The following is a 23,443-nucleotide window of genomic DNA, read 5'->3' as shown; positions in this document are numbered from 1 at the left end:
ACGCCGTATTCATCGCCGCTGCATCAATGCATTCTTGGCGCCTCATTGCGATCTTGCAATACCATAATGGCTCACTTCTTTATTTACCTGAGGTTAGGAATGCTGGAGCGAGCGGACCTGATGCTGGTGCTGGCGGTGCGGGAAACGGGCAGTCTGATCGGCGCGGCGCGGCGTTTGGGGGTGAGCGGCGCAGCCATCACCAAGCGGCTTGCGCAGATTGAAGCTCAACTGGCCGTGCGTCTCTTCAGGAGGACCACCCGTAGCGTCGTGCCCACGCCTGAAGGCGATCTCTATTGCGAGCAGGCCATGCAACTGGTTGCAGGGTTTGAAAGCCTTGAGGCCCGCATTGCGGATTTCAGCACCACGCCGGTAGGTCTGATCAAGCTGGCGTGTAACGTCGGCTTTGGTCGACAGTGGATGGCACCGGTCATCGACGCATTTTCGCGCCTGTATCCATCCGTTCGGATCGAACTGCATCTCCGGAACACGTTGCCCGATCTCCAGGCGGAGGGTTTCGATGCTGCGGTGTGGCTGTGGCGCCCCCTGTCCACGCAATGGATCATCCACACTCTGGCGCAGAACAACCGTGTGATTGTCGCGGCGCCCGACTATCTGCAGCGTGCGGGCATGCCGCAGACGCCCGCTGATCTTTCGCGCCATACGTGCCTGTTGATGCTCGAGCGCGACATGCCATCGTACGTGTGGCGCCTGAATCGTGTATCGCCGCCGGGCGTCGAGGAATCGACCATCGACGTACGCGTTTCGGGCCCGCTTTCCAGCAACAACGGCGAGGCGTTGCGTGACTGGGCAATGAGTGGGGCAGGCATCGCGCTTCGTCCGTACTGGGATGTCTACGCGCACATTCAGAGCGGGAGCCTGACTCACGTGTTGCGTGACTACGCAAAGCTGGACTCCGACGTTCAGTGGATTGCGCCGTACCGGCCGCATTTGCCGGAACGGGTCAGACTGCTCAAGGAGTTCATTGAAGGCCGGCTTGCCGACGCGCCCTGGCTGCATCAGCCAGGGTAAATCCTGAGAAAAACATCAGACGTCTGATGTATTCTTTAAAAAAGAACAACGGATGGACCTGCGTATGCGCCTGAGCGTAGAACGATCGATGAGCGACAAGATTCAGGACTCGCTTCTTGCGATGATTCGCGAGAAGGGCCTGAAACCGGGCGATCAGATCCCTACGGAGATCGAGCTTTGCGAATTGCTGGGCGTGGGACGCTCGAGCTTGCGTGAAGCCGTGGCGCAGATGATCTCGCACGGGCTGCTTTCGCGTGTGCAGGGTCGAGGTACCTTCATCAGACAAGTTTCGTTGAAATTGCAGGGCGGTCTCGATGATCTGATGTCTGTGACCGATATGATCAAGAGCGTCGGCGCGGTGCCGTCCACCAGTCGTCTGCAGATTGAGCACATCGAGGCATCGGAAAGTCTGGCCGAAAAGCTGGGACTGAAAGCGGGTGATCCGTGTGTACGGATCGAGCGGGTCAGAAGGGCTGATGATGCCGTGGCGGCGTACTGCATCGACATCGTCCCGAAGCAGGTGTTCGATGCCGCGAACGGCGAGCTAGGCGAATCGCTGTTTGCCATGTTCTACCGTACCGGGAGGCGACTCTCGCATACGCATTCATCGATCCAGCCGACCATCCTGACACCGCGCGATCTGCCCGAACTGGGCGACGGCTTTGGGTTGTTCCTGTTGCTGGACGAAGTGGATTTTGATCAAAGCGGCGACCCGCTTTGCTATAGCAACGACTATTACAACACGAGCATCTTCAAGTTCGACCTGGTACGCAAGCGTCACTGATAGCGGGCGCGCGGTTGGGTCGATCGCGGAGGAGGCACTATGGAATTTGAGGCGTTGAATGCGTCCGAGCTGTCGGCGTATCTGCGAGGCATTCCTGTTGTACACAAGCTGCTCGGCGAGCCGGCTGAGCTGGATATTGCCGAAGTCGGCGACGGCAATCTGAACTACGTCTACTTCGCGAGCAATGCGAGGACGCCGGCAAAGAGCGTGGTGGTCAAGCAGGCCCCGCCGTTTCTACGGCTTGTAGGCAAGACCTGGCCGCTCACGCGCGAGCGGCTCGAGCGCGAGGTTGCAGCGCTCCGGCGCTTCGGTGCGCTATGCCCGGAGCACGTGCCGAAGGTCTACCATGCCGACAGCGAGCTCTTCCTGATGGTGATGCAGCGGCTGTCGTCGCATTGCATTCTGCGCCAGGGGTTAATGAATGGCGTGCTGTATCCAAAGCTCGCCGACCATCTCTCCACGTTTCTCGCCAATACGCTGTTTTTCGGTTCGGATCTTTTTCTCGCGCCCGACATCAAGAAGCAGGCCATGGCCGCTGCGGTCAATAGCGAACTATGCAGGATCACTGAAGATCTCGTATTTACGTATCCGTTCGAGGACCATTCTTCGAACGTCTATAGCGCGGCGTTGCCACGCGCGGCCATTGACCGGTTGCGGTACACGCCCGAATTGCGCACCGCGGTTGGCGAGATGAAGTGGGCATTCATGAACCATGCCGAGACGCTGATTCACGGCGACCTGCACACCGGTTCGATCATGGTCAATGAAGACGAGACCTACGTGATCGATCCCGAGTTCGCTTTCTACGGACCTATGGCGTTCGACGTCGGCGCAATCATCGCCAACCTGCTGCTGGCCTATTTCTCGCGCGACTGGCATGGCCGCGTCAACGGCGCATCGCCGGAACCGTATCAGGCGTGGTTGCTCGATCAGGTGCGCGACATCTGGTCAGGCTTCTCGGCAAAGTTTCAGGCGCTTTGGCGCGATCACGAAGGGCGCAGCAAGACGCATTTCATCGGCAACGACCCGAGTCGCGTATGCGCCGATGCGTTCAGGGCGCGCTTCATGCAACAACTCTTTGCGGACACGCTCGGCTTTGCAGGATGCAAGATGATCCGGCGCATTGTCGGCATGGCAAAAGTGGCAGAGATCACGCGTATTCCTGACGATATTGCCCGCGCCGCGATCGAAGTGCGCTGCCTGCAATGTGCGGAAACGCTGCTAATCCAACGCGCCTCGCTGACAGGTGTAGAAGACGTCATCGGTCTTGCGCGGGAGATTGGATCTGCCTCATGACCCGCGCCCATTCCCTTTCAACCCGTGATGCCTACGGAGCACACATGGTTTCCACGCCGTCCATTTCTAACCTTCCCGCGACCATCGCATGGGAAAACGACGGCTTGTCGATCCTCGATCAAACGCGTTTGCCGCATGAAACCGTCGTTGAAAAACTGACGACAGCCGAGGAAGTCTGGCGCGCCATTCACGAACTGCGGGTGCGCGGTGCACCGGCTATTGGCGTCGCTGCAGCGTACGGATTGTGCGTGGCGATGCGCGCGAGTCTGCATCTGCCAATAGCCGAGTTCCGCGCGCAACTGGCGAAGCAGGCGGCGTATCTCGACAGCGCGCGGCCCACGGCGGTCAATCTTAGCTGGAGCCTCAGGCGCATGCTTCAGGCGGCGCAGGCGTCGCCTGCGAGCGAAACGGCGTCGCTGCTACGCGTATTGATCGATGAAGCTGTCGCAATCCACGACGAAGACCGCGCGCTGTGCAAAGGCATCGGCGAACACGGCTTGCCGCTGATCACCGAAGGTTGCGGGGTGTTGACCCACTGCAATGCGGGGGCGCTCGCCACGACTGGCCTGGGCACGGCAACCGCTCCGATCTACATGGCGCACGCCGCAGGTACGAAATTCCGCGTCTACGCCGACGAGACCCGCCCTCTGTTGCAAGGCGCGCGCCTCACCGCCTATGAGTTGCAGCAGGCTGGTGTAGACGTGACGCTGATCACCGACAGCATGGCGGCCTCGCTCATGGCGCGCGGACTCGTTGACGTGGTGATCGTCGGGACGGATCGTGTTGCGGCTAACGGCGATTTCGCCAACAAGATCGGCACGCTGGCGCTGGCGATCGTCTCGCGGCATTTCGACATCCCGTTCTACGTGGCCTGTCCGTCCTCCACGCTGGACCTGCACACGGCAACGGGCGACGCCATCGTGATTGAACAACGCCGTGACGATGAAGTCACGCACCTCTATGGTCAGCGTATCGCACCAGCCAATATGAAGGTTAGCAATCCCGCATTCGATGTGACGCCGCACGAGCTGGTGACCGGCTTTATCACGGAGCGCGGCATCGTGAAGGCGCCCTTTGCGCGAAACCTTGCAACGCTGTTCGCCATGGAAGGAGACGCGGCATGAGCGAAAACGCTTTGCGCGAACAGATCGTCGTTACCGTGCGCGAAATGGAGCGCCTGGGCATCAACCAGGGGACCTCCGGCAATGTGAGCGCGCGCTGGCTCGACGGCTTTCTGATCACGCCAAGCGGTGTTCCGGCCGCGCAGTTGCGGGCAAGCGGGATTGTCTGGTTGCCGATGGACATCAAGGAACCGTCGCCGGTGCTCGATCAGGCCAGACCCTCGTCGGAGTGGCGCTTTCATCGGGACATATTGCACTCGCGGCCGGACGCGCATGCGATCGTCCACACGCATTCGGCAGCGGCCACCGCGATTGCCATTCACGGCCGCGATATGCCCGCTCATCACTACATGGTCGCAGCGGCTGGCGGCAACTCCATTCGCTGCGCACCGTATGCGACCTTCGGCAGCCAGGCGCTCTCCGATCATGCCGTCGCCGCCCTGCAAGGACGCAGCGCCTGTCTGCTTGCGCATCATGGCGTGATCGCGCTGGGCCCCGATCTTGCGCGTGCGTTGTGGCTCGCGCATGAGGTCGAAGTGCTGGCGAAGCAGTACCTGCTGGCTTGCCAGCTTGGTACACCGCCCGTGCTACCCGACGAAGAGATGCAGATCGTCGTAGAGAAGTTCAGAAGTTATGGTCCGAAGAGAACGCAGTAGAACTGATCGTTGCATCGCACGCTACATCTGCAACGCGTAGCAAAACCGCCTTAATAACGTGAAAAACGGAGACAGACATGGCTTGGAATTCAGGAAGATTCGATGCATGGGGCAAGCTCGGCGCCACGGCGGGAACGGTGGTCCTGTGTGCGGCTACGGTGCTGGCAGGCTGTTCGAAGAGCGAATCGCCATCGTCTTCGGGCACGGCGGCGAGCGACGCGGGCGCAAGCGCACCGGCAGTGGCAAGTGCGGCACCCGCAGCGGGTGGCAAGACGAAGATCGGTTTCTCGGTGTCCACGCTCAACAACGCGTTCTTCGTCGGCCTGAAGCTGGGTGTGGAGAAGGGCTCCAAAGATCAGGGCTTCGACCTCGTACAGACCAACGCGAACGGCGATGCACAGCAGCAGGTCAATGACGCGATCAACCTACTGAGCCAGGGCGTGAATGCACTCGTGCTGAACCCGATCGACTCGAAGGCAATCATTCCGGCCGTAGAAAAAGCCAATAGCATGGGTATTCCCGTGTTTATGCTCGATCGCGGCTCGGACGGCGGCAAGGTGACCTCGTTCGTGGCGTCGGATAACGTGGCCCTCGGCGCGACAGGCGCGAAGTGGATCGCGGATCAACTGAAGGCGCGTTACGGCTCGCCGAAGGGCAATGTAGTCGACCTGATCGGCCTTGTCGGCACGACTGCCGCAACGGATCGCGAGAAAGGCTTCTCCGACGAGATGGCGAAGTATCCGGACATCAAGATCGTGGCACGCCAGGAAGGCGCGTTTGACCAGGAGAAGTCGCTTAATGCCATGACGGACATTCTGCAGAAATTCCCGCAGATCGACGCTGTGTTCGGTGCGAACGACGACAACACGGTAGGTGCGGAAAAGGCGATCGACAACGCGAACCGCTACAAGCCGCTGGGCGACAAGGATCACATCATGGTGATCGGCGCGGACGGCACGGCGCAGGCCTTGTCGGCGATTCGCGCAGGCAAGCAGGACGCCACGATCTCGCAGAACCCGATCGAAATGGCGGCCAAGGCGCTGAGCTTCATCACGGACTACGAAGCGAAGAAGGACGTGCCGGCGAACTACGCGTGGCCGACGCTGCTGATCGACAAGTCGAATATCGACTCCGATGAAACCAAGAAGTACGGCCTCTGGTCGCTGCAGGTCAGCCAGTAATCTGTAAATGCGAACATGCGCGCCCGCATTGCGGGCCGCATGCTTCAAGCCAGACGAGAATCGAACATGAGTGCCGAAACGAATGTGCCGGAGGTGGTAGGCGGCGGGCTCGCCGCCACGCCGGGCGGTCATGCGCCGCTGTTGCGCATGGAAGGCATCGTCAAGAGTTTTCCGGGCGTGAAGGCCTTGCGCGGCGTGAGCTTGACGCTGGAAGCCGGTCACGTGATGGCGATTGTCGGCGAGAACGGCGCGGGCAAGTCGTCGCTGATCAAGACGTTGTCGGGTGCGTACGAGCCTGATGAGGGAAGCATCGCGATCAACGGCGTGCCGCTTGGGCGAGGGACGCACGCTGCTATCGACGCGGGCGTCGCGGTGATTTACCAGGAGCTTTCGCTGGTCAACGACATGACCGTGGCGGAAAACCTGTTCCTTGGGCGCATGCCGTCGCAAGGCGGCTTCGTGAAGCGCCGCGAAGCGAATGACGATGCGCGCAAGGCGCTTGCGCAAGTTGGGCTCGAGAGCGTGTCGCCGTCAATGCGCCTTGGCGATCTGCCGCTCAACAAGCGGCAACTCGTGGAGGTCGCGAAAGCAGTCGCGCGCGAGGCGCGCATCCTTGTGATGGATGAGCCTACCGCCGCATTGCAACGTGGCGATATCGCGAACCTCTATGCCGTTGTGCGCCGTCTGCGTGCAGCGGGCATGGGCATCATTTTTATTTCGCACCACCTGGAAGAAGTGTTCGAACTGGCGGACTCGGCGGTCGTCATGCGTGACGGCGTCACCGTCAGTGCGCGTCCGATGTCGCAATGGACCGAGCAGGAGCTTGTCCAGGCGATGGTCGCGCGCAACCTCGAATCGTTCTATCCGTGGGAGCCGCGCGAATATGGCCCGGTTGTGCTGGAGGTGCGCGATCTGGCGAGCCCGCCCATCGTGCGGCACGCCTCGCTCAGTGTGCGAGCGGGCGAGATCCTCGGCATTGCGGGCATCGCAGGGGCAGGGCGCACTGAATTGCTGAAGGCGATCTTTGGCGCGTTGCCGGTGACGCAAGGCGAAATCATCGTGCGTGGCCAGAAGGTCAACATCAAATCGCCTAGCGACGGCGTGCAACACGGTCTCGTCTACACCGCCGAGGATCGCAAACTCGAAGGCCTCGTGCTGGAAGCGAGTATCGAGGAAAACGTTGCTCTATCGAGCCTGAAGGCGCTTGCCACAGGCGGTTTCGTCAGCAATGCCCGCAAGCGTGCACTCGCGCAGGAGGCAAGCACGCGCTTCGGCGTGCGTGCGCCGTCGGTCATGCAGATCACTGGCAACCTCTCGGGCGGCAATCAGCAGAAGGTCATTCTCGGGCGTGCGACCGCCACGAATCCGGCCGTCATCATGCTCGACGAGCCCACGCGCGGCATCGACGTGGGCGCGAAATCGGAGATCTATGCGCACATGGTTTCCATGGCGCGGTCGGGCGCGGCGGTAATCATGGTCAGCTCTGAACTGCCGGAGCTGCTCGGCATGTCGGATCGTGTGCTGGTGATGTACCGGGGCAGCATCGTCACGGAAATTGCTCGCGACAAGGCGGATTCGGAAACGGTGATTCAATGGGCTACGACAGGAGTAGGGACATGACGTCCACGACAACCAAACAGGCGGATTCGGAGGCGTTCTCGCAGCGCCTCATCCGGCAACTGCGCAGCGGCATCGGGCCGCTCTTCGCGGCGCTCGTGCTGATCTGTGTGGTGCTCTCGATCGCATCGCCGGAATTCCTGACCACCAGCACGCTGACCAACGTCATGGTGCAGGTCTCGGTGGTCGGCATTGCGGCAGTCGGCGCTACTTTCGTGATCATCACGTCGGGCATCGACCTCTCGGTCGGGTCGCTCGTGGCGCTGAGCGGCATGGTGGCTGCGACCGTCATGGCTGGATCGGCGGCGGGGAACGTCGGGCTCGGGATCGGCGGACTCGGGGTGGCGCTGGCGGTCGGTGCGATCGTGGGTGCGCTGAATGGCTTCTCGGTGTCGTGGTTCAGGCTCGTGCCATTCATTGTCACGCTGGCGATGATGGCAATGGCGCGCGGTCTCACGCTCGCCATCTCCGATGGCCGCACGAAGTTCGATTTTCCCAATTCGTTCACCGCGTTCGGCGCGAAGAGCGTAGCAGGCCTTCCAGCGCCGATGCTCGTGATGCTAGTGGTGTTTATCGTCGGTCACGTGCTGCTGCGCAAGACCACGTTTGGACATCAGGTGTTCGCGGTCGGCGGTAACAAGGAAGCCGCGCGGCTCGCGGGCATTCCGGTAGGCCGCGTGATTTTTCTCACGTACACGCTCGCAGGCGTGACAGCGGCCATCGCGGGCATCGTGCTCGCAGGGCGGTTGAATTCGGCGTTGCCGTCGGCGGCGAACGGACTCGAATTGCAGGTGATCGCCGGCGTGGTGATCGGCGGTACGTCGCTTGCGGGCGGGCGCGGCTCGATCGTGGGCACGTTCATTGGCGTGGTACTGATCGGCGTGATCAACGTCGGACTGTCGCTGCTCGGCGTCAATCCATTCTGGACACAATTCATTCAGGGCGGCGTTATCTTCGCTGCCGTCATGCTCGACGCGCTCAGTCAGCGCCGCAAGAACTAACCTCATTCAGGAGACACGCATGAGAAAGATCATCAACCAGCCCGATCAGTTCGTCGATGAAATCATCGAGTCGCTGTTGATCGCACATCCGGGCTGGATCAAGGCAGCAACGGCCGACCGCCGCGCGCTCGTGCGCGCGGATGCGCCGAAGCAGGGCCGCGTGGGCATCGTGACAGGCGGCGGATCGGGACACATGCCGGGCTTTCTCGGCTATGTGGGCGAGGGGCTGTGCAGCGGTGTGGCGGTGGGCAACGTGTTTTCATCGCCGTCATCCGAGCAGATTTACGAAGCGACCAAAGCAGTGAATGGTGGCGCCGGCGTGCTCTATGTGTACGGCAATTATGGCGGTGACGTCTTTAACTTCGATCTGGCAGCAGATCTTGCGGAGCCGGATGGCATCGATGTGAAGACCGTATTGCTGACCGACGACGTAGCGTCCGCGCCCAGCGAACGTAGCGCTGACCGACGCGGTGTGGCGGGCATGGTATTCGTCTTCAAGTGTGCGGGCGCAGCGGCGGAGCGCGGCGATTCGCTAGAGGAAGTGGCGCGCATCGCGGCGAAGGCGAACAACCAGTGCCGCACGATGGGCGTGGGTTTGTCGCCGACCATTCTGCCCGCAGCCGGCAAGCCGACCTTCACGCTGCCCGAAGGCGAGATGGAGATTGGCATTGGCATCCACGGCGAGCCGGGCACGCATCGCGGCAAGCTGGAAACGGCGGATGAAATCGCTACGCGGCTTACCGGAGAAATTTTGCGCGATCTCGCGGCGCCCAAGGGTTCGCGTGTAGCAGTGCTGATCAATGGGCTTGGCGCCACGCCGCTCGAAGAGTTGTATCTGCTCTATCGACGTTCGGCCGCGCTCATCGCAGAGCAGGGTTTGACGATTGCACGCTCGTATGTGGGCGAGTATGTGACGAGCCTGGAAATGGCCGGTGCTTCGATCACGATCATGCTGGTCGACGACGAGCTTGAAGCGCTGCTCGCCGCGCCTGCGCGCTCACCTTTCTTTCATGACTGGTCGCAAAGCTGAAAGAGGGGAACGTCATGAGTCTTTCCTGCATTGAACTGCGTGACTTGCTCACGCGTACGCTTACTGCTTTACCCACTCACGCCGAAGAGTTGCGGGAGCTTGATGCCGCGCTTGGCGACGGTGATCTCGGCATCACCGTGCAATCCGGATCGGCCGCGGTCGTCAAGGCGATTGGCGCGTTGCCCGAAACAGCATCGGTATCCGAACTTTTGCTTGCTTCGGGAAAGGCATTTTCCACGGCGAACCCGTCGACGTTCGCGGCGCTGATCGGCGGCGGCCTGCTCGCTGCATCGAAGGCGGTGACAGGCAAGGACGCGATCGATAAAGCCGATTCACTGGCGATCGGGCGTGCGGTGGCAGCCCGGATCATCGAGCGCGGCAAAAGCCAGGTGGGCGACAAGACCGTGCTCGACGCTCTCGTGCCTAGCCTCGATACGCTCGAAGCCACATCCGGCTCCACCGATGCCGTGCTCGACGCGATGATTGCGAAATCGCGGGAGCAGGTAACGGCGACGGCGAGCCAGCAATCGAAGAAGGGGCGCGCCGCATGGGTGCAGGAGCGCAGCATCGGGCATGCCGATCCAGGCGCGACAGCGTATCTGCGTTTTCTCGAAGCGCTGCGCTCGGCGCTGCAGGCATAGAACAATGAGCGGTTTCGATCAGGGTTTACGTTGTCGGATCGATAACCAGCAGGAATCGGTTGCGCGGAATACGCAATTGGATAACGTCTTCCCTCGTACTAGACTTGGCGGGGAGCGGACGGTGCCCGCGGCTACCGCTCGTCCCAAGTGCCTCAGATCTGCTTCTTTACAATTCCAAAACGGAGACATCACGTGAGATCGAAAGTGGCCTGCGGCATTCTTGCCGCCGTGGTTTGCGTCAGCATTACCAATACAGCCAGTGCACAGGCAGCGAGCGGCGATACCTCGTCGCTGAAAATCGCGCTCTCGAACAACTACGCGGGCAACAGTTGGCGTCAGGCGATGCTCAAGAGCTGGTCGAATGTCGCCGATGCCGCCGTCAAGCAGAAGGTGGTCGCCGCCGCGCCGACGTTCACGACCGCGGAGAATCAGGCCACGGAGCAGGTGCAGCAAATGCAGAACCTGATCCTGCAGGGCTTCAAAGGCATTGCGGTGGATGCCGTGTCGCCCACCGCGCTCAATGGCGTCATCAAGCAGGCCTGCGGCGCAGGGGTGACGGTGGTGTCGTTCGATGGCATCGCCTCTGAGCCCTGCGCTTATCGCATCACGGTCGATTTTCGCAAACTCGGTTCGATGCAGGTCGACTATATGGCGAAACGCCTGAACGGCACCGGCAATCTGCTCGAGATCCGCGGTCTTGCCGGCGTTTCCGTGGATGACGAAATCCATCAGGGTATCGTCGACGAGCTGAAGAAGTACCCAGGGCTGAAGATCGTGGGCTCCGTGCATGGCGATTGGACCCAGACGGTTGCGCAAAAGCAGGTAGCCGGTATCTTGCCGACGCTGCCCAAAATCGACGGTGTCGTGGACCAGGGTGGCGACGGCTTTGGCACGGCGAAGGCGTTCGCCGAGGCTAACCGTCCGACGCCGATCATCATTCTTGGCAATCGTCAGGAAGAGCTGGCGTGGTGGGCCGAGCAACGCAAGAAGGGCAGTTACGAGACGCTGTCGGTCACCATCCCGCCGGGTTGCTCGACGTTTGCTTTCTGGATCACCCAGCAATTGCTGGCGGGTAAAAAGCTGCCGCACGATATCCAGATGCCGCTGCTCGAGGTGAAAGCGGACGAGCTCGACTCGGTGCTCGCCAAAACGCCGCCGGGCCAGCTTGCCAACAAGGAATACACGCGCGACGAAGTGCTCAAGGTCGTCGACTCGAAATAAGGCAACAGGCCAGCGGCGATGCGTGAGGTCGCCGCTGGCCGTCGTCGGCACAACGAAGGGATCTATGACGGTTTCATTCGGTGAATCATCGGGCTCGCCCGGCGGCGTATCTGGCGAGGTACTGATCGGTCTTGCCGGTATCGGCAAGACGTTCGGCCAGGTCAAGGCGCTGAGCGGCATTGACTTTGCGTTCCGGAACGGCGAATGCGTCGGCGTCGCCGGTCATAACGGCGCGGGCAAGTCCACGCTGATGGCGGTGCTCGCGGGCGTGTACGCGCCGGATCACGGCACGCTCTCGGTGGCGGGCCTGCCCGTCAGCCACTACGACGCTAACGTGGCACGCGAAGCAGGGGTGCGTTGCGTGTTCCAGGAGCTCTCCCTGTGCGCCAACCTGTCGATCGCGGAGAACATGTGCATCCTGCATCCGCAACTCAAAGGACGCGGCTGGCGCAAGAAAGCAACCGCATTGATGGTCGAACAGCTTGACGCGATTTTTCCGGGCCATGGTCTGAAGGGGCATGAACTGGTCGCGGACCTGACGCTAACACAACGTCAGATGGTCGAGATCGCTCGAGCTTTTACGGTGGTGGTTGCGCCGGTGAAGCTGGTCATTCTCGATGAGCCGACGTCCAGCCTCGATGCGCATACCGCCGGACAGCTGCTGGTTTTTATCCGTGAGGCGGCGAGCCGTGGCATCACCTGTATTCTGATTAGCCACATGCTTGGCGAGATCGAACGCGTCGCGGACCGCGTGCTGGTGATGCGCGACGGCATGGCGGCCGCGGTGTTGCCGCGCGATGCGTTGACTCAGGATGCAATTGTGCGTGCGATGGGGCAGCACGTCGATGTCGGGCGTCAAACGCAAAAGGCCGGTCGCGCGCAGGGCAATGTCAACGCCGCTGATTTCACGTGGCAGGTTGGGCCCACGGCAGTGAAGCGCTCGACGATCAACGCGGCGCGCGGCGAGATTGTCTGCTTTGCGGGCCTCGCAGGGCAGGGCCAAACCGAAGCATTGCTCGCCATCTATCGCGACTCCACCCGCCGTGGTGCAGCGACGCGCGTGGCGTTTGTGGCCGGCGATCGTGCTGACGACGGTGTATTCCCACTCTGGTCGATCAGCGAGAACCTCGCGATCCGCTCTCTGTATGGTGCGTCGAACGGTCTGCGCAAGCGCTGGCTGGTCGATGCCGACGGCGTACGCAAGCTGGTGCAGGACTGGCGCGCGAAGATCGGCATTCGCGGCGCCGCGACCCGTGCAGGCATCCTGTCGCTCTCGGGCGGCAACCAGCAGAAGGTGCTGTTCGCACGCGCGCTGGCCTCCGACGCGGACCTGATCCTGATGGACGATCCGACTCGCGGCGTCGACATCGGCACCAAGCGCGACATCTACGAACTCGTGCGCGGCGAGGCGTCGAACGGACGCACGTTTATCTGGTACACCACGGAAAACGACGAACTCGCATATTGCGATCGCGCCTATGTGTTTCGTTCTGGCCGCGTCACGCGCGTGCTGCACGCGGACGAATGCACCGAAGAGGTACTCCTCGCAGCCAGCTTCGAGGAGCAAGCCGCATGACGCCTTCCGTCGCAACTGGGCTCAATGTCCGCAACGTCCGAAATGCAAGGCTAAGGGCGCTGCTGCCGGTGTTTTCGCTGGTGGTGATTCTGGTGCCCATCTTCGTCCTGCAGCCGGCGACGTTCAGTTACTTCGGCTTGGGACTGCTGCTCAATCTTGCCGTGCCGATCGTCTTTGCGACGCTCGCGCAACTGGCCGTCATTACCGTGAACGATCTCGATCTGTCGATCGGCGCGTTCGTCAGCCTGACCGCGTGCATTGGCGCGACCTTGTGCGTGCGCGAGCCGTGGCTCGGCATCGTAGCGCTGATAGGTTGCGTGCTGGCCTATGCGGCGATCGGCGCGTTGATCGAATTCCGCCAGATTCCATCGATTGTGGTCACGCTCGGCCTGTCGTTCGTGTGGACGGGACTCGCGGTGTTACTGTTGCCTTCGCCCGGTGGCAGCAGCCCCCAATGGCTTGGCAGCCTGATGACGTATCAAACGCCGCTGATTGCCGCGCCGATAGTATGGTCGGTCGTGATCGCGCTGGTGGGGCATCTATTATTGATGCGTTCGTCGGCAGGCGTGCGGGTGAGGGGTGCTGGCGGTAATCCTCGGGCGATGAGCCGGTTTGGCTGGTCGATGGTCAAGAGCCGCGCCATCCTATACGGCGTCGCTGGTTTCTTCGGGGTGTGCTCCGGCCTGTCATTGCTCGGCCTGACGACTTCCGCCGATCCGAACCTCGCACTGCGCTACACGCTGCTGTCGATCGCTTCGGTGATACTTGGCGGCGGCGAGTTTGTCGGCGGACGGGTCTCCGTTTGGGGAGCCGTGCTGGGCGCTATCACGCTCACCGTGGCCGCATCGTTTCTCGCCTTCCTCAACATCTCGCCGGACTGGCAGGTGGGCATGCAAGGCGTGATCCTGATTGCGGTGCTGTCGCTGCGCGTCTTGCTGCAACGAAGCGGGGGGCGCAGATGAACCCGCAGTCCGAACTTCAATCCACGGCAAGCTCCGGCGCCGACGCGCAACCGACGCTCGCTGTGCGGCTCAGCATGCTGCGCGCACCGTGGGTCTGGTCCTTCGTCGGGGCGATCGGCGTAGGCATCCTCATCGCGGTCGTGTTTGGGATTTCCATTGCCGGCAACGTCGTGTTGACGGCGCTGGTGTTCGGCGTCTTCATGGTGCTGGTCGGTCTGGGGCAGATGCTCGTCATAACGTCGGGGCCGGGCAATATCGACCTGTCGGTACCATCCGTCATTGCGCTCGCGGGCATGATCGGCGTTCACGTGATGGGCGCGTATGGCATTCTCGCCGGCTTCGTTGCTGCACTCGCTGCCGGTGTCGTCGTCGGTCTCGCGAACTATCTGCTGATTCGTGTGCTTCGTATCCCGCCGATCATTGCGACGTTGTCGTCGAGTTTCATTATCCAGTCGGTGGCGATCACGCAAAGCAGCGGCATGAATGCGCCGCCTGTCGCGCTCGAGACATTTGCCAATGGTCACCTGCTCGGTGTGCCGCATCTCGCGTTGATCGCGCTGGCGTTGTCGGTTGTGATTGCGGTCCTGCTGCATCTGACGGTATTCGGCCGCGGTCTTTCCGCGGTCGGCCAGAATCCGCGAGCGGCGTGGCTGGCGGGCGTGGGTGTCGAGGCGACGCGCTGCAAGGTGTACATGCTGTCCGGTGGCATTGCGGCGCTCACAGGTGTACTGCTCGCTGCCGTGTCGGGTGGCGCGACGCTAGATATGGGCGTCGAATATATGCTGATCTCCATTGCAGTAGTGGTGATCGGCGGCACCCAGGTCACCGGCGGCCGCGCGACGGTCATCGGTGTGTGGGGCGCCTCGATGTTCCTGTTCCTCACCAATGCCGTGCTCAACGCGTTGGGCGCCGGTGCCGGCGTGCGCTCGATTGCGTACGGCGTACTGATTATTGTCGTCGTGGTGGCGGCAGGCGGCCGCTCGGCGCGCTACTAGCAACGCAAGACCAAACGCAGCGGTTCGAGCCTCGGTTAGCCCAGGCTTAATCTCAAGTGCAATGGGAAGACAAAGACAATGGAACCTAAAGACTTTGAAGTTCACGATGCACGTTTTCGCGCCTTACTGCAACCGAACGCACAGCTCGAAAAGCTATACGGAGGCTGTCTGTGGGCCGAGGGCCCGGCATATTTTCCCGCGGGCGATTACCTCGTCTGGAGCGACATCCCTAACAGCCGCATGCTGCGCTGGGCGCCCGACATGGGTGTGGGCACGTTTCGCGCGAATTCGAATTTCTCCAATGGCAATACGCGTGACCGCGAAGGGCGGCTTGTCACTTGCGAACACGGCGCGCGCCGTGTGACGCGTACCGAGCACGACGGCAGCATCACCGTGCTCGCTTCCGCCTATCAGGGCAAGCGGCTGAATTCGCCCAACGACGTAATCGTCAAATCCGATGGCTCGGTATGGTTCACGGACCCCGACTACGGCATCCTTAGCGATTACGAAGGTGGTCGTGCCGACAGCGAGATTGGCCGCTGCAACGTGTATCGCGTGACGCCCGGAAGCGGCGAAGTCACGCTGGTGTCGGACGAATTCGTCAAGCCTAACGGGCTTGCCTTTTCACCGGACGAGAGCCGCATCTACATCGCGGATTCAGCTGCCTCGCATATCGAAGGAGCACCGCATCACATCCGCGTTCTCGATGTGGCGGGCGGCAAGCTGAGCAACGGGCGTGTGTTCGTCGAGATCGAGCAGGGCGTTCCCGACGGCATGCGAGTGGACGAGTACGGCAACCTCTGGACCAGTGCGCTCGACGGCGTGCATTGCTACGCGCCAGACGGCACGCTGCTCGGCAAGATCCTGTTGCCGGAAGTGGTGGCTAACCTGACCTTCGGCGGCCTGCATCGCAATCGTCTGTTTATTGCCGCGAATACTTCGCTGTACTCGCTTTATGTCGCTGTGCGTGGCACAGCGACGTGATCGCCGAGCCGCTCGGCGGTGGTGCGCAGGATCGCCATGAACTCCTGAGCGGGCTGCGACGGAATTTCGTTCTTGCGGGTGATGACGCCATAGTTCGTCATGGTGCGCCGGATAGGCACGACGAGCTGGCCGAGCAGTCCGCTCTGGATATACTTCGCGACGGCGGCACGCGGCTGCAGCGAAATCATGTCCGTGGCCTGCAGCAGTTCGAGCGTCGAGAAGATCGATGGCGTTTCGACCATGCCGACGGGCGCTTGCATCCCGGCGGCGGCGAAGGTCTCGTCGAACAGATGGCGGATCGCCGTGGCCGGCGGATAGAGAATCCACGGCCACGCGCCGAGATCGGCGATCTCGACAGACGCCTGTTTGAGCAGCGGATGATGCCGTCCAACGACGACCCACACCGGCTCCGCAGACAGGTCTTCGAAGTTGAAGAGGGTCTCCTGGCGCGCTTCGGTCAGACGGCCGATCATCAGATCGAGTTTTTTCTCTTCGAGCCAGATCGCCAACTGGTCGCTGCTCTGGTCGATCAGCCTGACGATGAGCCGCGGCCGTTGCTGCTGGATTTCCTTGATCGCCGCGGCGACGACCTGCGCGGTTGATGCGGTAATGGCGCCGATCGCGAGGTGGCCATAGCCGCCGCTTTTCATGGTGTGGAACTCGCTGGCGAACTTGCCCAGATCGGCCACGGCGGCACTCGCGTAACGCAAAGACAGCACGCCGAGATCGGTGGGCCGCATTTCCCGCGGCAAACGCTCGAACAATTGCGCGCCGAACATGGACTCGATGTCGCCCAGTATCTTCGTTGCGGCGGGTTGGGTCATATGCATTTGCTCGGCCGCGATACGCAGATTGTGGGTGCGTCCGAGAATATCGAGCAGCTGGAGATGCTTGAAACGTAGTCGGCTCAGCACACTCGGGGGAGGCACAGCGGGCGATCTGGACATAGGGTAAGCACCAATTAGCTCATAACCATTTGGAATCGATTGTACTCAAGGTGCGATTGGAAGTTTGGCAGAGGCAGGCTTAGAGTGGCCTGTTCCCCTCGTGGCTTTAAAGAACTGGAGAAGTCATCATGACGTTCGAGGCTGAAAATACCGCGGCCGGATCCGCCGGCAATGTGTCCGCAAGTGCGGAGCCGGTGGTGCGCCTGCATCCGCAGGACGACGTGGTGATCGCGCGGCACCAGTTGGTCACGGGCGCGCAGATTGGCGGCGGTCTTGCTGTGCGCGGCCTGATCCCCGCGGGCCACAAGGTGGCTGTACGTGCAATTGAAACGGGTGCCCCGGTGCGGCGCTATGGGCAGATCATCGGTTTTGCGAGTCGTCCGATCGAAGCGGGTGAGCACGTCCATATGCAGAATCTGTCGATGGGACAATTCGATCGCGACTACGCCTATGGCGCCGACGCGAAGCCGCTGGAACCGCAGACTAAAGCCGCGCGCTTCATGGGGATTGTGCGCGCGGACGGACGTGTCGCGACTCGCAACTACATTGGCATTCTGACCTCGGTGAACTGCTCGGCGACGGCAGCGCGCGCGATAGCCGACCATTTCCGGCGCGATATCCATCCCGAAGCGCTTGCGGCATTTCCAAACGTGGACGGCGTCGTTGCCTTGACGCATGGCCAGGGTTGCGCGGTCGATGCCGAAGGCGAGGCGCTTGGCCTGATTCGCCGCACACTCGGCGGGTACGCGCGGCATCCGAACTTCGCCGCAGTGCTGATTGTGGGCCTGGGTTGCGAGACCAACCAGATCGAAGGTCTCATGCGTAGCGAAAGCCTGACGCCAGGCGCCGCGCTCAAGACGATGACGATCCAGGCCACCGGTGGCACCGCGCGCACGGTGGCCGCGGGAATCGAAACCGTCAAGGCGATGCTTGTCGAGGCGAATCAGGTACAGCGCGAACCGGTCGATGCCAGCCATCTCGTGATCGGTCTGCAATGCGGCGGCTCCGATGGTTATTCGGGCATCACGGCAAACCCCGCGCTTGGCGCTGCGGTCGACCGTCTGGTTGCGCATGGCGGGACCGCGATTCTCTCCGAAACGCCGGAGGTATACGGTGCAGAGCATTTGCTGACGCGCCGTGCGGTCTCGGTGGAAGTGGGCGAGAAACTGGTCGAACGCATCCATTGGTGGGAAGACTACTGCGCGCGGATGAATGCCGACCTCAACAACAATCCGTCTGCGGGCAACAAGGCAGGAGGCCTGACGACTATTCTGGAGAAGTCGTTGGGTGCGGTAGCGAAGGGCGGTACGACTAACCTTGTGGACGTGTATCGCTACGCCGAGCCCGTCAGCGCACATGGCCTCGTCTTCATGGACACACCCGGCTACGATCCGGTTTCGGCAACGGGGCAGGTCGCAGGCGGCGCCAACCTGATCTGCTTTACTACAGGACGTGGTTCCGCATACGGCTGCGCGCCTTCGCCGTCGTTGAAGCTGGGCACGAACACCGCGTTGTGGAAGCGGCAGGAAGAAGACATCGACCTGAATTGCGGCACGATCCTCGACGGGGAAAAGAGCGTCGACGAATTGGGGCAGGAAATCTTCGAACTGATGCTGGCCACCGCTTCCGGCACGATGTCCAAGAGCGAGGTCCACGGCTACGGACAGAACGAGTTCGTGCCATGGCAGATCGGGGCGATTACCTGAGGGCACCTAACGACGCTCCTGCACGAGCCGCTTGCTGCCGCCGCGCGCTGGCCAAGGTGTGCTGCGACTAACTTCCGGTTGCGTGCCGAACAGTGACGCCTATAGTGTTGATACGTCTGGACGGGCAAGCCCGGCCCCGGCCGACATCAGCCCTCGGAGGAAGTCATGTCCACTGTTTCGGTGTCTCCGCAAGTGCGTCACTTTTCCGTTCCGGCCTCTTCGTTCGGAATCGTCCTGGGAATGGCAGGGTTGAGCAATTGCTGGCGTTTTGCCCATGTGGTCTGGGGCGTGGACGCGAGGATTGGCGAAGCACTTTTTACACTGACCGCAGTGGTATGGCTTGTTCTACTGGTTGGCTATGTAACCAAGTGGATGCGCGACCACGACGACGCGATGACGGAGTTCGAACACCCCATACATTGCTGTTTCATCGGGCTTGTGCCGGTTTCGACGGTCCTGGTCGGAGCGTGGGTGGCCACCTGGAGCGATAGCGCGGGGTCCGTGTTGGTGATATTGGGCGCGGCGGGCCAGCTTGGGTTTTCTACGTACCGCTCCGGCGCGCTATTGCGCGGCGGCCGCAGGCACGAAGACACGACAGCCGTCATGTATCTGCCCACCGTGGCCGGCAATTTCGTGTCCTCCATCGCGCTGAGTTCGATTGGATATGCAGACGCGGCCAAGCTGTTTTTCGGCGCCGGTCTTTTCTCGTGGCTTGCACTCGAGTCGGTGATTACCAACCGGCTTTATACGTCCGAGCCGTTGGCGCACGCGATTCGTCCCACCTTGGGCATCCAGCTTGCGCCGCCCGCCGTGGCTTCGATCGCGTACCTTGCAATTTCCCACAACAGCATCGACATGGTGTTTCTGGGCCTGTTTGGCTACGCGGTCCTGCAGTTGCTGCTGCTATCGCGCCTGTTGCACTGGTTCGTGGAGACGGGATTTTCGCCCTCGTACTGGGCCTTCAGCTTCGGGGCGACCGCGCTGGTGCTCGCCAGCATGCACGCGGCTAGCGTGCATGCTCACCCGGCGGTCGATGTCCTTGCATTGCCGCTGTTTGTGCTGCTTAACGTCGCGATTCTGGCGCTCTTCGTCGCTACGTTACGACTGCTGTTGCTAGGGAAGCTGTTTATGAAGTGACGCGTTCAAGGCAACTGTAACGCGGCCACAGCGTGCCGTAGTGCCGTGCGCAAACCTTCTTCAACCACTGGATGATAGAAGGGCATCTCAAGCATTGCATCCACTGTCAGCTTCATTTGCAGTGCCCAGGCGAGCAGGTGGGCAATATGTTCGGCATCCGGACCGATCCACTCCGCGCCCAGAAACTGCCGGCTCGCCTTGTCCACATACACATGCATCAAGCCGCGATTCCTCAACATCACGCGGCTGCGTCCCTGGTCTTCAAAGCTGACTTCGCCGGTTGCGAACGTGCCCGGCTCCAGATCGGCGTGTCGCGCGCCGACCATCGCAATGCCCGGGTTCGAAAACAGCACGGCGATCGGCGCACGGCGCTTCAACGGTGCGACGTCCGGGAAGCGGGCAGCGTTTGTCCCCGCGGCGCGACCTTCGTCCGCGGCTTCGTGCAATAGCGGCAGGACGCCATTTGCGTCGCCGGCAATGAACACAGGGCGCGCCCCTGCCTGCAGCGTAAGCGGATCATAGATAGGGGCACCGTGCTTATCGAGCGTAAGAGAAGTGTTATGCAGTGCAAGCTTTTCGAAATTCGGCTTGCGGCCAGCCGTAACCAGCACATATTCAAACGTGTCCTCGACAACCTCTCCAGCGCCGGTCCGAAAGCGGATCTGCACCGCGTCACCCACGCGCGTTGCCGCTTCTACTTCGGCCTGGGCTTCGAAACGGAACGAGTTCTGGAAGGTCCGTTCGGCATACGCCTTGATAGCCGGATCCGTAAGGGGGCCAACGCGTCCGCGCGCGCCGATCACTGTCACGTCTACGCCGAGGTGGGCAAGCGCCTGTCCCAGTTCGAGCCCAATGACGCCTGCGCCGATCACCGCGATCTTGCGCGGCAGGTCCGACCATTCGAACACGTCGTCATTGACGATGACGCGCTCGCCAAGCGCCTGGTACTTCGCCGGGACGACCGGCGACGAACCGGTTGCGATCACCACGCTGCGTGCCCTCACACGTGTATGGTCGCCAACCTGCAGCAGGCCGTCGTCGATAAAGCGGGCATACCCAGTCAACTTGTCGGCAGCCGGAATCGCGTCGACGCTATCGAGCACAAAACCCACCAGACGATCGCGCTCGCTCTTCACCCGTTGCATGACCTCGCGGCCGTTGACCCGAACCGTCCCATCGACGTGCACGCCAAACGGCGCCGTGTGCTGCGCGGCATGCGCTGCTTCTGCGGCGGCGATCAGCAGTTTCGATGGCATGCAGCCGACACGTGCACACGTCGTACCATGCGGTCCGCCTTCAATCAGAATCGCGGACGCGCCGGCCGCCTTCGCAGCGCGATACGCCGGCAAACCAGCGCTGCCGGCACCAATAATGGCTACATCGGTCTGGACTGTGTTCATGAATTCCTCGAAACCATGATGCGATGAAGGGAGAAGCACCGCAGGCTCATCGAGACATGCTCGGGTAGAATCTGCTGCTTGATTACCTGTAACTTTAGGCGCGTACCCCCTCGGCGCTAATCCTCAACCGACTCAAGAATCTGCTCAAGCGGCTCATATGGATCTGCTCAGTCGAGTCCTTGCCCTTATCCCCGTCAGCGGCCGTCTGGACGTGCGCTGTCATTTCGGTGCGCCGTGGGCGATTGCACAGGGCAGCGCCGCCGTGCGCGAGATTCCGTACCACGTGCTGCTTTCGGGTGAGGCGGTGCTGGAGCATGGGAGCGGTCCTGCCGAGCAGCTGATTGCAGGAGACATCGTCCTGTTTCCAACCGGCGGCGCGCATCGGATCCACGACGGCAGCGGACGTCCGCCGGCGCCGCCAGTCGAACGGCAAGACGTCTCGTTGCTGATCGCAGAGAACGAAGGCTCGGGCGCGCGTGCCGACATCCTGTGCGGCCGGTTTCTGATTGGTGCCGTGCCTGACCGGCTGCTGCGCGAGCATTTACCCGGACGCCTCGTGGTACACAGCGCTGAAAGCGCTGGCGGCACCGCGAACGGCCGTAGCGAAGCGACAGGGACGCCAGCGAGCACGCGGCTCACTCGGTTGATCGAGTTGATGCGTGAGGAGTCGGTCGACGAAGGGCCGGGCAGCGAGGCATTGATCAATCATCTTTCGGCCGCCCTGTTCGCCTTGACGTTGCGCTTTGCAAGCGGCGGCTCGCAACCGCCGCATGGCTTGCTCTCTCTCGCGGCACGGCCGCGCCTGCAACCTGCGGTCACGGCCATGTTCGAAACACCGGACAAGCCATGGACGCTCGACCAGCTTGCTTCGTTGTGCAATATGTCGCGAGCGACGTTTGTACGACAGTTCCAGGATGTGATCGGCCGCTCCGCGACCGACATGCTGACCGATATCCGGATGACGCTCGCCGGGCACAAACTGCTTGAGTCGAACGTGGGTGTCGCCGAGATCGGAGAGATGGTGGGGTATCAGTCGAACGCTGCATTCCAGCGTGTTTTCAAGCGTCTGATAGGCGTGACGCCGTCACGTTACCGGACTTTGGGCGGCAAGGTCGAAGCGGCATAGAATGATCAGACCGCCAGGCTTTGATCGGGTTGAAACCCGCTACAAGGATTCAAGCATGAAGATCTGTATTTACGGTGCCGGCGCCATTGGCGGTTGGATGGGAGCGAGGCTTGCACAGGCGGGGCATAACGTCAGCGTGATCGCGCGAGGCGCAACACTGTCCGCGCTCAGGGAAAACGGCCTGCAACTCGTGGAGGGTGGCAAGACGACGGCATCGACAGTCGCGGCCAGCGAGCACGCTGCGGACCTTGGTCCTCAGGATATCGTGATCGTCGCGGTGAAGGCACCGGCGATGGCTGCGGTTGCTGCCGGCATCGCGCCGTTGCTGACCGAAAATACTACGATCATCACGGCAATGAACGGCATTCCGTGGTGGTTCTGCGATGGTCTCGGTTCGGGCTTTGCGGGTAAGCGATTGACATCGGTGGATCCGGAGGGCGCCATAGCAGCAGCGATTCCCAGCGCGCAGACGGTCGGCTGCGTGGTGCACGCAAGTTGCCTGCAGGACGCGCCGGGTGTGATCCGGCATCACCAGGGCAACGGCCTCATCCTCGGCGAGGCATCCGGACAGCCGAGCGAGCGGGTCGCGAAACTCGTGGAGACGTTCGCGGCAGCCGGCTTTAACGCCTCGGCGTCAGACCAGATTCAGCGGGACGTCTGGTACAAGCTGTGGGGCAACATGACAATGAACCCGATCAGCGCGATTACAGGCGCCACCACCGACAAGATTCTGGGCGACGACCTGGTACGCGGCTTCGTTACGCACGCGATGCTGGAGGCAAAGGAGATCGGTGCGCGATTCGGTATCACCATCGATCAACAGCCGAGCGATCGGCATGCAGTAACGTTGAAACTGGGCGCGATGAAAACATCCATGCTGCAGGACGTTCTGGCTCGCAAGACGGTTGAGATCGATGCTTTGGTGGGTGCGGTGCGAGAACTGGGGCAGATCACGGATGTGCCGACACCGTTTATCGATGCGTTGCTAGGTCTCGCGCGCCTGCATGCGCGCACCTTGGGTCTCTATTGATAG

At 61.7% G+C, this 23,443-nt stretch carries 21 protein-coding genes; 19 read left to right on the top strand and 2 right to left on the bottom strand.

Annotated features, from left to right (window positions below):
- Positions 1-99 precede the first annotated feature (99 nt).
- The 15 genes from P3T17_RS29080 (at position 100) to P3T17_RS29010 (ending at position 16,094) form a co-directional block, all read left to right on the top strand.
- Entirely contained in the window at positions 100-1,029 is a 930-nt protein-coding gene (locus P3T17_RS29080) for a LysR family transcriptional regulator (RefSeq protein WP_429409882.1), read from the top strand.
- 88 nt (positions 1,030-1,117) lie between these two features.
- Positions 1,118-1,813: a GntR family transcriptional regulator gene (locus P3T17_RS29075; protein WP_429409880.1), complete on the top strand. Its 696-nt coding sequence runs from the start codon at positions 1,118-1,120 to the stop codon at positions 1,811-1,813.
- A gap of 39 nt (positions 1,814-1,852) precedes the next feature.
- Entirely contained in the window at positions 1,853-3,109 is a 1,257-nt protein-coding gene (gene mtnK, locus P3T17_RS29070) for an S-methyl-5-thioribose kinase (protein ID WP_429409878.1), read from the top strand.
- A 44-nt stretch (positions 3,110-3,153) separates the two neighbouring features.
- Positions 3,154-4,233: an S-methyl-5-thioribose-1-phosphate isomerase gene (gene mtnA, locus P3T17_RS29065; RefSeq protein WP_429409876.1), complete on the top strand. Its 1,080-nt coding sequence runs from the start codon at positions 3,154-3,156 to the stop codon at positions 4,231-4,233.
- Entirely contained in the window at positions 4,230-4,886 is a 657-nt protein-coding gene (locus P3T17_RS29060) for a class II aldolase/adducin family protein (RefSeq protein WP_429409874.1), read from the top strand. Before mtnA ends, P3T17_RS29060 begins: the two co-directional genes overlap by 4 nt.
- Before the next feature lie 77 nt (positions 4,887-4,963).
- Positions 4,964-6,067: a sugar ABC transporter substrate-binding protein gene (locus tag P3T17_RS29055; protein WP_074267966.1), complete on the top strand. Its 1,104-nt coding sequence runs from the start codon at positions 4,964-4,966 to the stop codon at positions 6,065-6,067.
- Positions 6,068-6,133: 66 nt separating this feature from the next.
- On the top strand, positions 6,134-7,687 hold the full coding sequence (locus P3T17_RS29050; protein ID WP_429409872.1) for a sugar ABC transporter ATP-binding protein: 1,554 nt from the start codon (positions 6,134-6,136) through the stop codon (positions 7,685-7,687).
- Positions 7,684-8,685, top strand: coding sequence for an ABC transporter permease (locus P3T17_RS29045; RefSeq protein WP_074267967.1), 1,002 nt, complete (start codon positions 7,684-7,686; stop codon positions 8,683-8,685). The genes P3T17_RS29050 and P3T17_RS29045 overlap by 4 nt, the downstream gene beginning before the upstream one ends.
- Positions 8,686-8,704: 19 nt before the next feature.
- A complete protein-coding gene (locus P3T17_RS29040) occupies positions 8,705-9,715 on the top strand; it encodes a dihydroxyacetone kinase subunit DhaK (RefSeq protein WP_074267968.1) in 1,011 nt (336 codons plus the stop codon).
- A 14-nt stretch (positions 9,716-9,729) separates the two neighbouring features.
- The gene (locus P3T17_RS29035; protein WP_429409870.1) at positions 9,730-10,356 is read left to right on the top strand and encodes a DAK2 domain-containing protein; all 627 of its coding nucleotides are present in this window, start codon (positions 9,730-9,732) and stop codon (positions 10,354-10,356) included.
- A 204-nt stretch (positions 10,357-10,560) separates the two neighbouring features.
- Entirely contained in the window at positions 10,561-11,577 is a 1,017-nt protein-coding gene (locus P3T17_RS29030; RefSeq protein WP_429409971.1) for an ABC transporter substrate-binding protein, read from the top strand.
- Between the two features lie 64 nt (positions 11,578-11,641).
- Positions 11,642-13,153 carry an ATP-binding cassette domain-containing protein gene (locus P3T17_RS29025; protein WP_429409868.1) on the top strand — a complete coding sequence of 504 codons (1,512 nt, stop codon included), beginning with the start codon at positions 11,642-11,644 and terminating at the stop codon, positions 13,151-13,153.
- Positions 13,150-14,115, top strand: coding sequence for an ABC transporter permease (locus P3T17_RS29020; protein ID WP_429409866.1), 966 nt, complete (start codon positions 13,150-13,152; stop codon positions 14,113-14,115). Before P3T17_RS29025 ends, P3T17_RS29020 begins: the two co-directional genes overlap by 4 nt.
- A 74-nt stretch (positions 14,116-14,189) precedes the next feature.
- A complete protein-coding gene (locus P3T17_RS29015; protein WP_254369089.1) occupies positions 14,190-15,110 on the top strand; it encodes an ABC transporter permease in 921 nt (306 codons plus the stop codon).
- 78 nt (positions 15,111-15,188) lie between these two features.
- Positions 15,189-16,094, top strand: a complete 906-nt coding sequence (locus tag P3T17_RS29010) for an SMP-30/gluconolactonase/LRE family protein (RefSeq protein WP_074267973.1) — start codon at positions 15,189-15,191, stop codon at positions 16,092-16,094.
- Here P3T17_RS29010 and P3T17_RS29005 read toward each other — a convergent pair.
- Entirely contained in the window at positions 16,064-17,041 is a 978-nt protein-coding gene (locus P3T17_RS29005) for a LysR family transcriptional regulator (RefSeq protein WP_429409864.1), read from the bottom strand. The genes P3T17_RS29010 and P3T17_RS29005 overlap by 31 nt on opposite strands.
- Before the next feature lie 128 nt (positions 17,042-17,169).
- On the opposite strand from P3T17_RS29005, the gene P3T17_RS29000 reads away from it, so the two are divergent.
- Together P3T17_RS29000 and tehA are read left to right on the top strand one after the other, a co-directional pair.
- Positions 17,170-18,747 (top strand): UxaA family hydrolase, encoded by a 1,578-nt coding sequence (locus P3T17_RS29000; RefSeq protein WP_429409862.1) that lies wholly within the window; start codon positions 17,170-17,172, stop codon positions 18,745-18,747.
- Between the two features lie 165 nt (positions 18,748-18,912).
- Positions 18,913-19,884: a dicarboxylate transporter/tellurite-resistance protein TehA gene (gene tehA, locus P3T17_RS28995; protein WP_429409860.1), complete on the top strand. Its 972-nt coding sequence runs from the start codon at positions 18,913-18,915 to the stop codon at positions 19,882-19,884.
- Between the two features lie 5 nt (positions 19,885-19,889).
- Here the strand turns inward: tehA and P3T17_RS28990 are convergent, their stop codons facing one another.
- The gene (locus tag P3T17_RS28990) at positions 19,890-21,284 is read right to left on the bottom strand and encodes a dihydrolipoyl dehydrogenase (protein ID WP_429409858.1); all 1,395 of its coding nucleotides are present in this window, start codon (positions 21,282-21,284) and stop codon (positions 19,890-19,892) included.
- A gap of 157 nt (positions 21,285-21,441) precedes the next feature.
- Here P3T17_RS28990 and P3T17_RS28985 point away from each other — a divergent pair, with 157 nt between their 5' ends.
- Positions 21,442-22,410: an AraC family transcriptional regulator gene (locus P3T17_RS28985; protein ID WP_429409856.1), complete on the top strand. Its 969-nt coding sequence runs from the start codon at positions 21,442-21,444 to the stop codon at positions 22,408-22,410.
- Between the two features lie 55 nt (positions 22,411-22,465).
- The gene (locus tag P3T17_RS28980) at positions 22,466-23,440 is read left to right on the top strand and encodes a 2-dehydropantoate 2-reductase (RefSeq protein ID WP_074267978.1); all 975 of its coding nucleotides are present in this window, start codon (positions 22,466-22,468) and stop codon (positions 23,438-23,440) included.
- Positions 23,441-23,443: the final 3 nt, after the last annotated feature.

The sequence above is a fragment of the Paraburkholderia sp. GAS82 genome (genome assembly GCF_050436285.1).
In the GTDB taxonomy this organism is placed as follows: domain Bacteria; phylum Pseudomonadota; class Gammaproteobacteria; order Burkholderiales; family Burkholderiaceae; genus Paraburkholderia; species Paraburkholderia phenazinium_B.
This window is presented reverse-complemented; position numbering and strand designations above follow the sequence as displayed.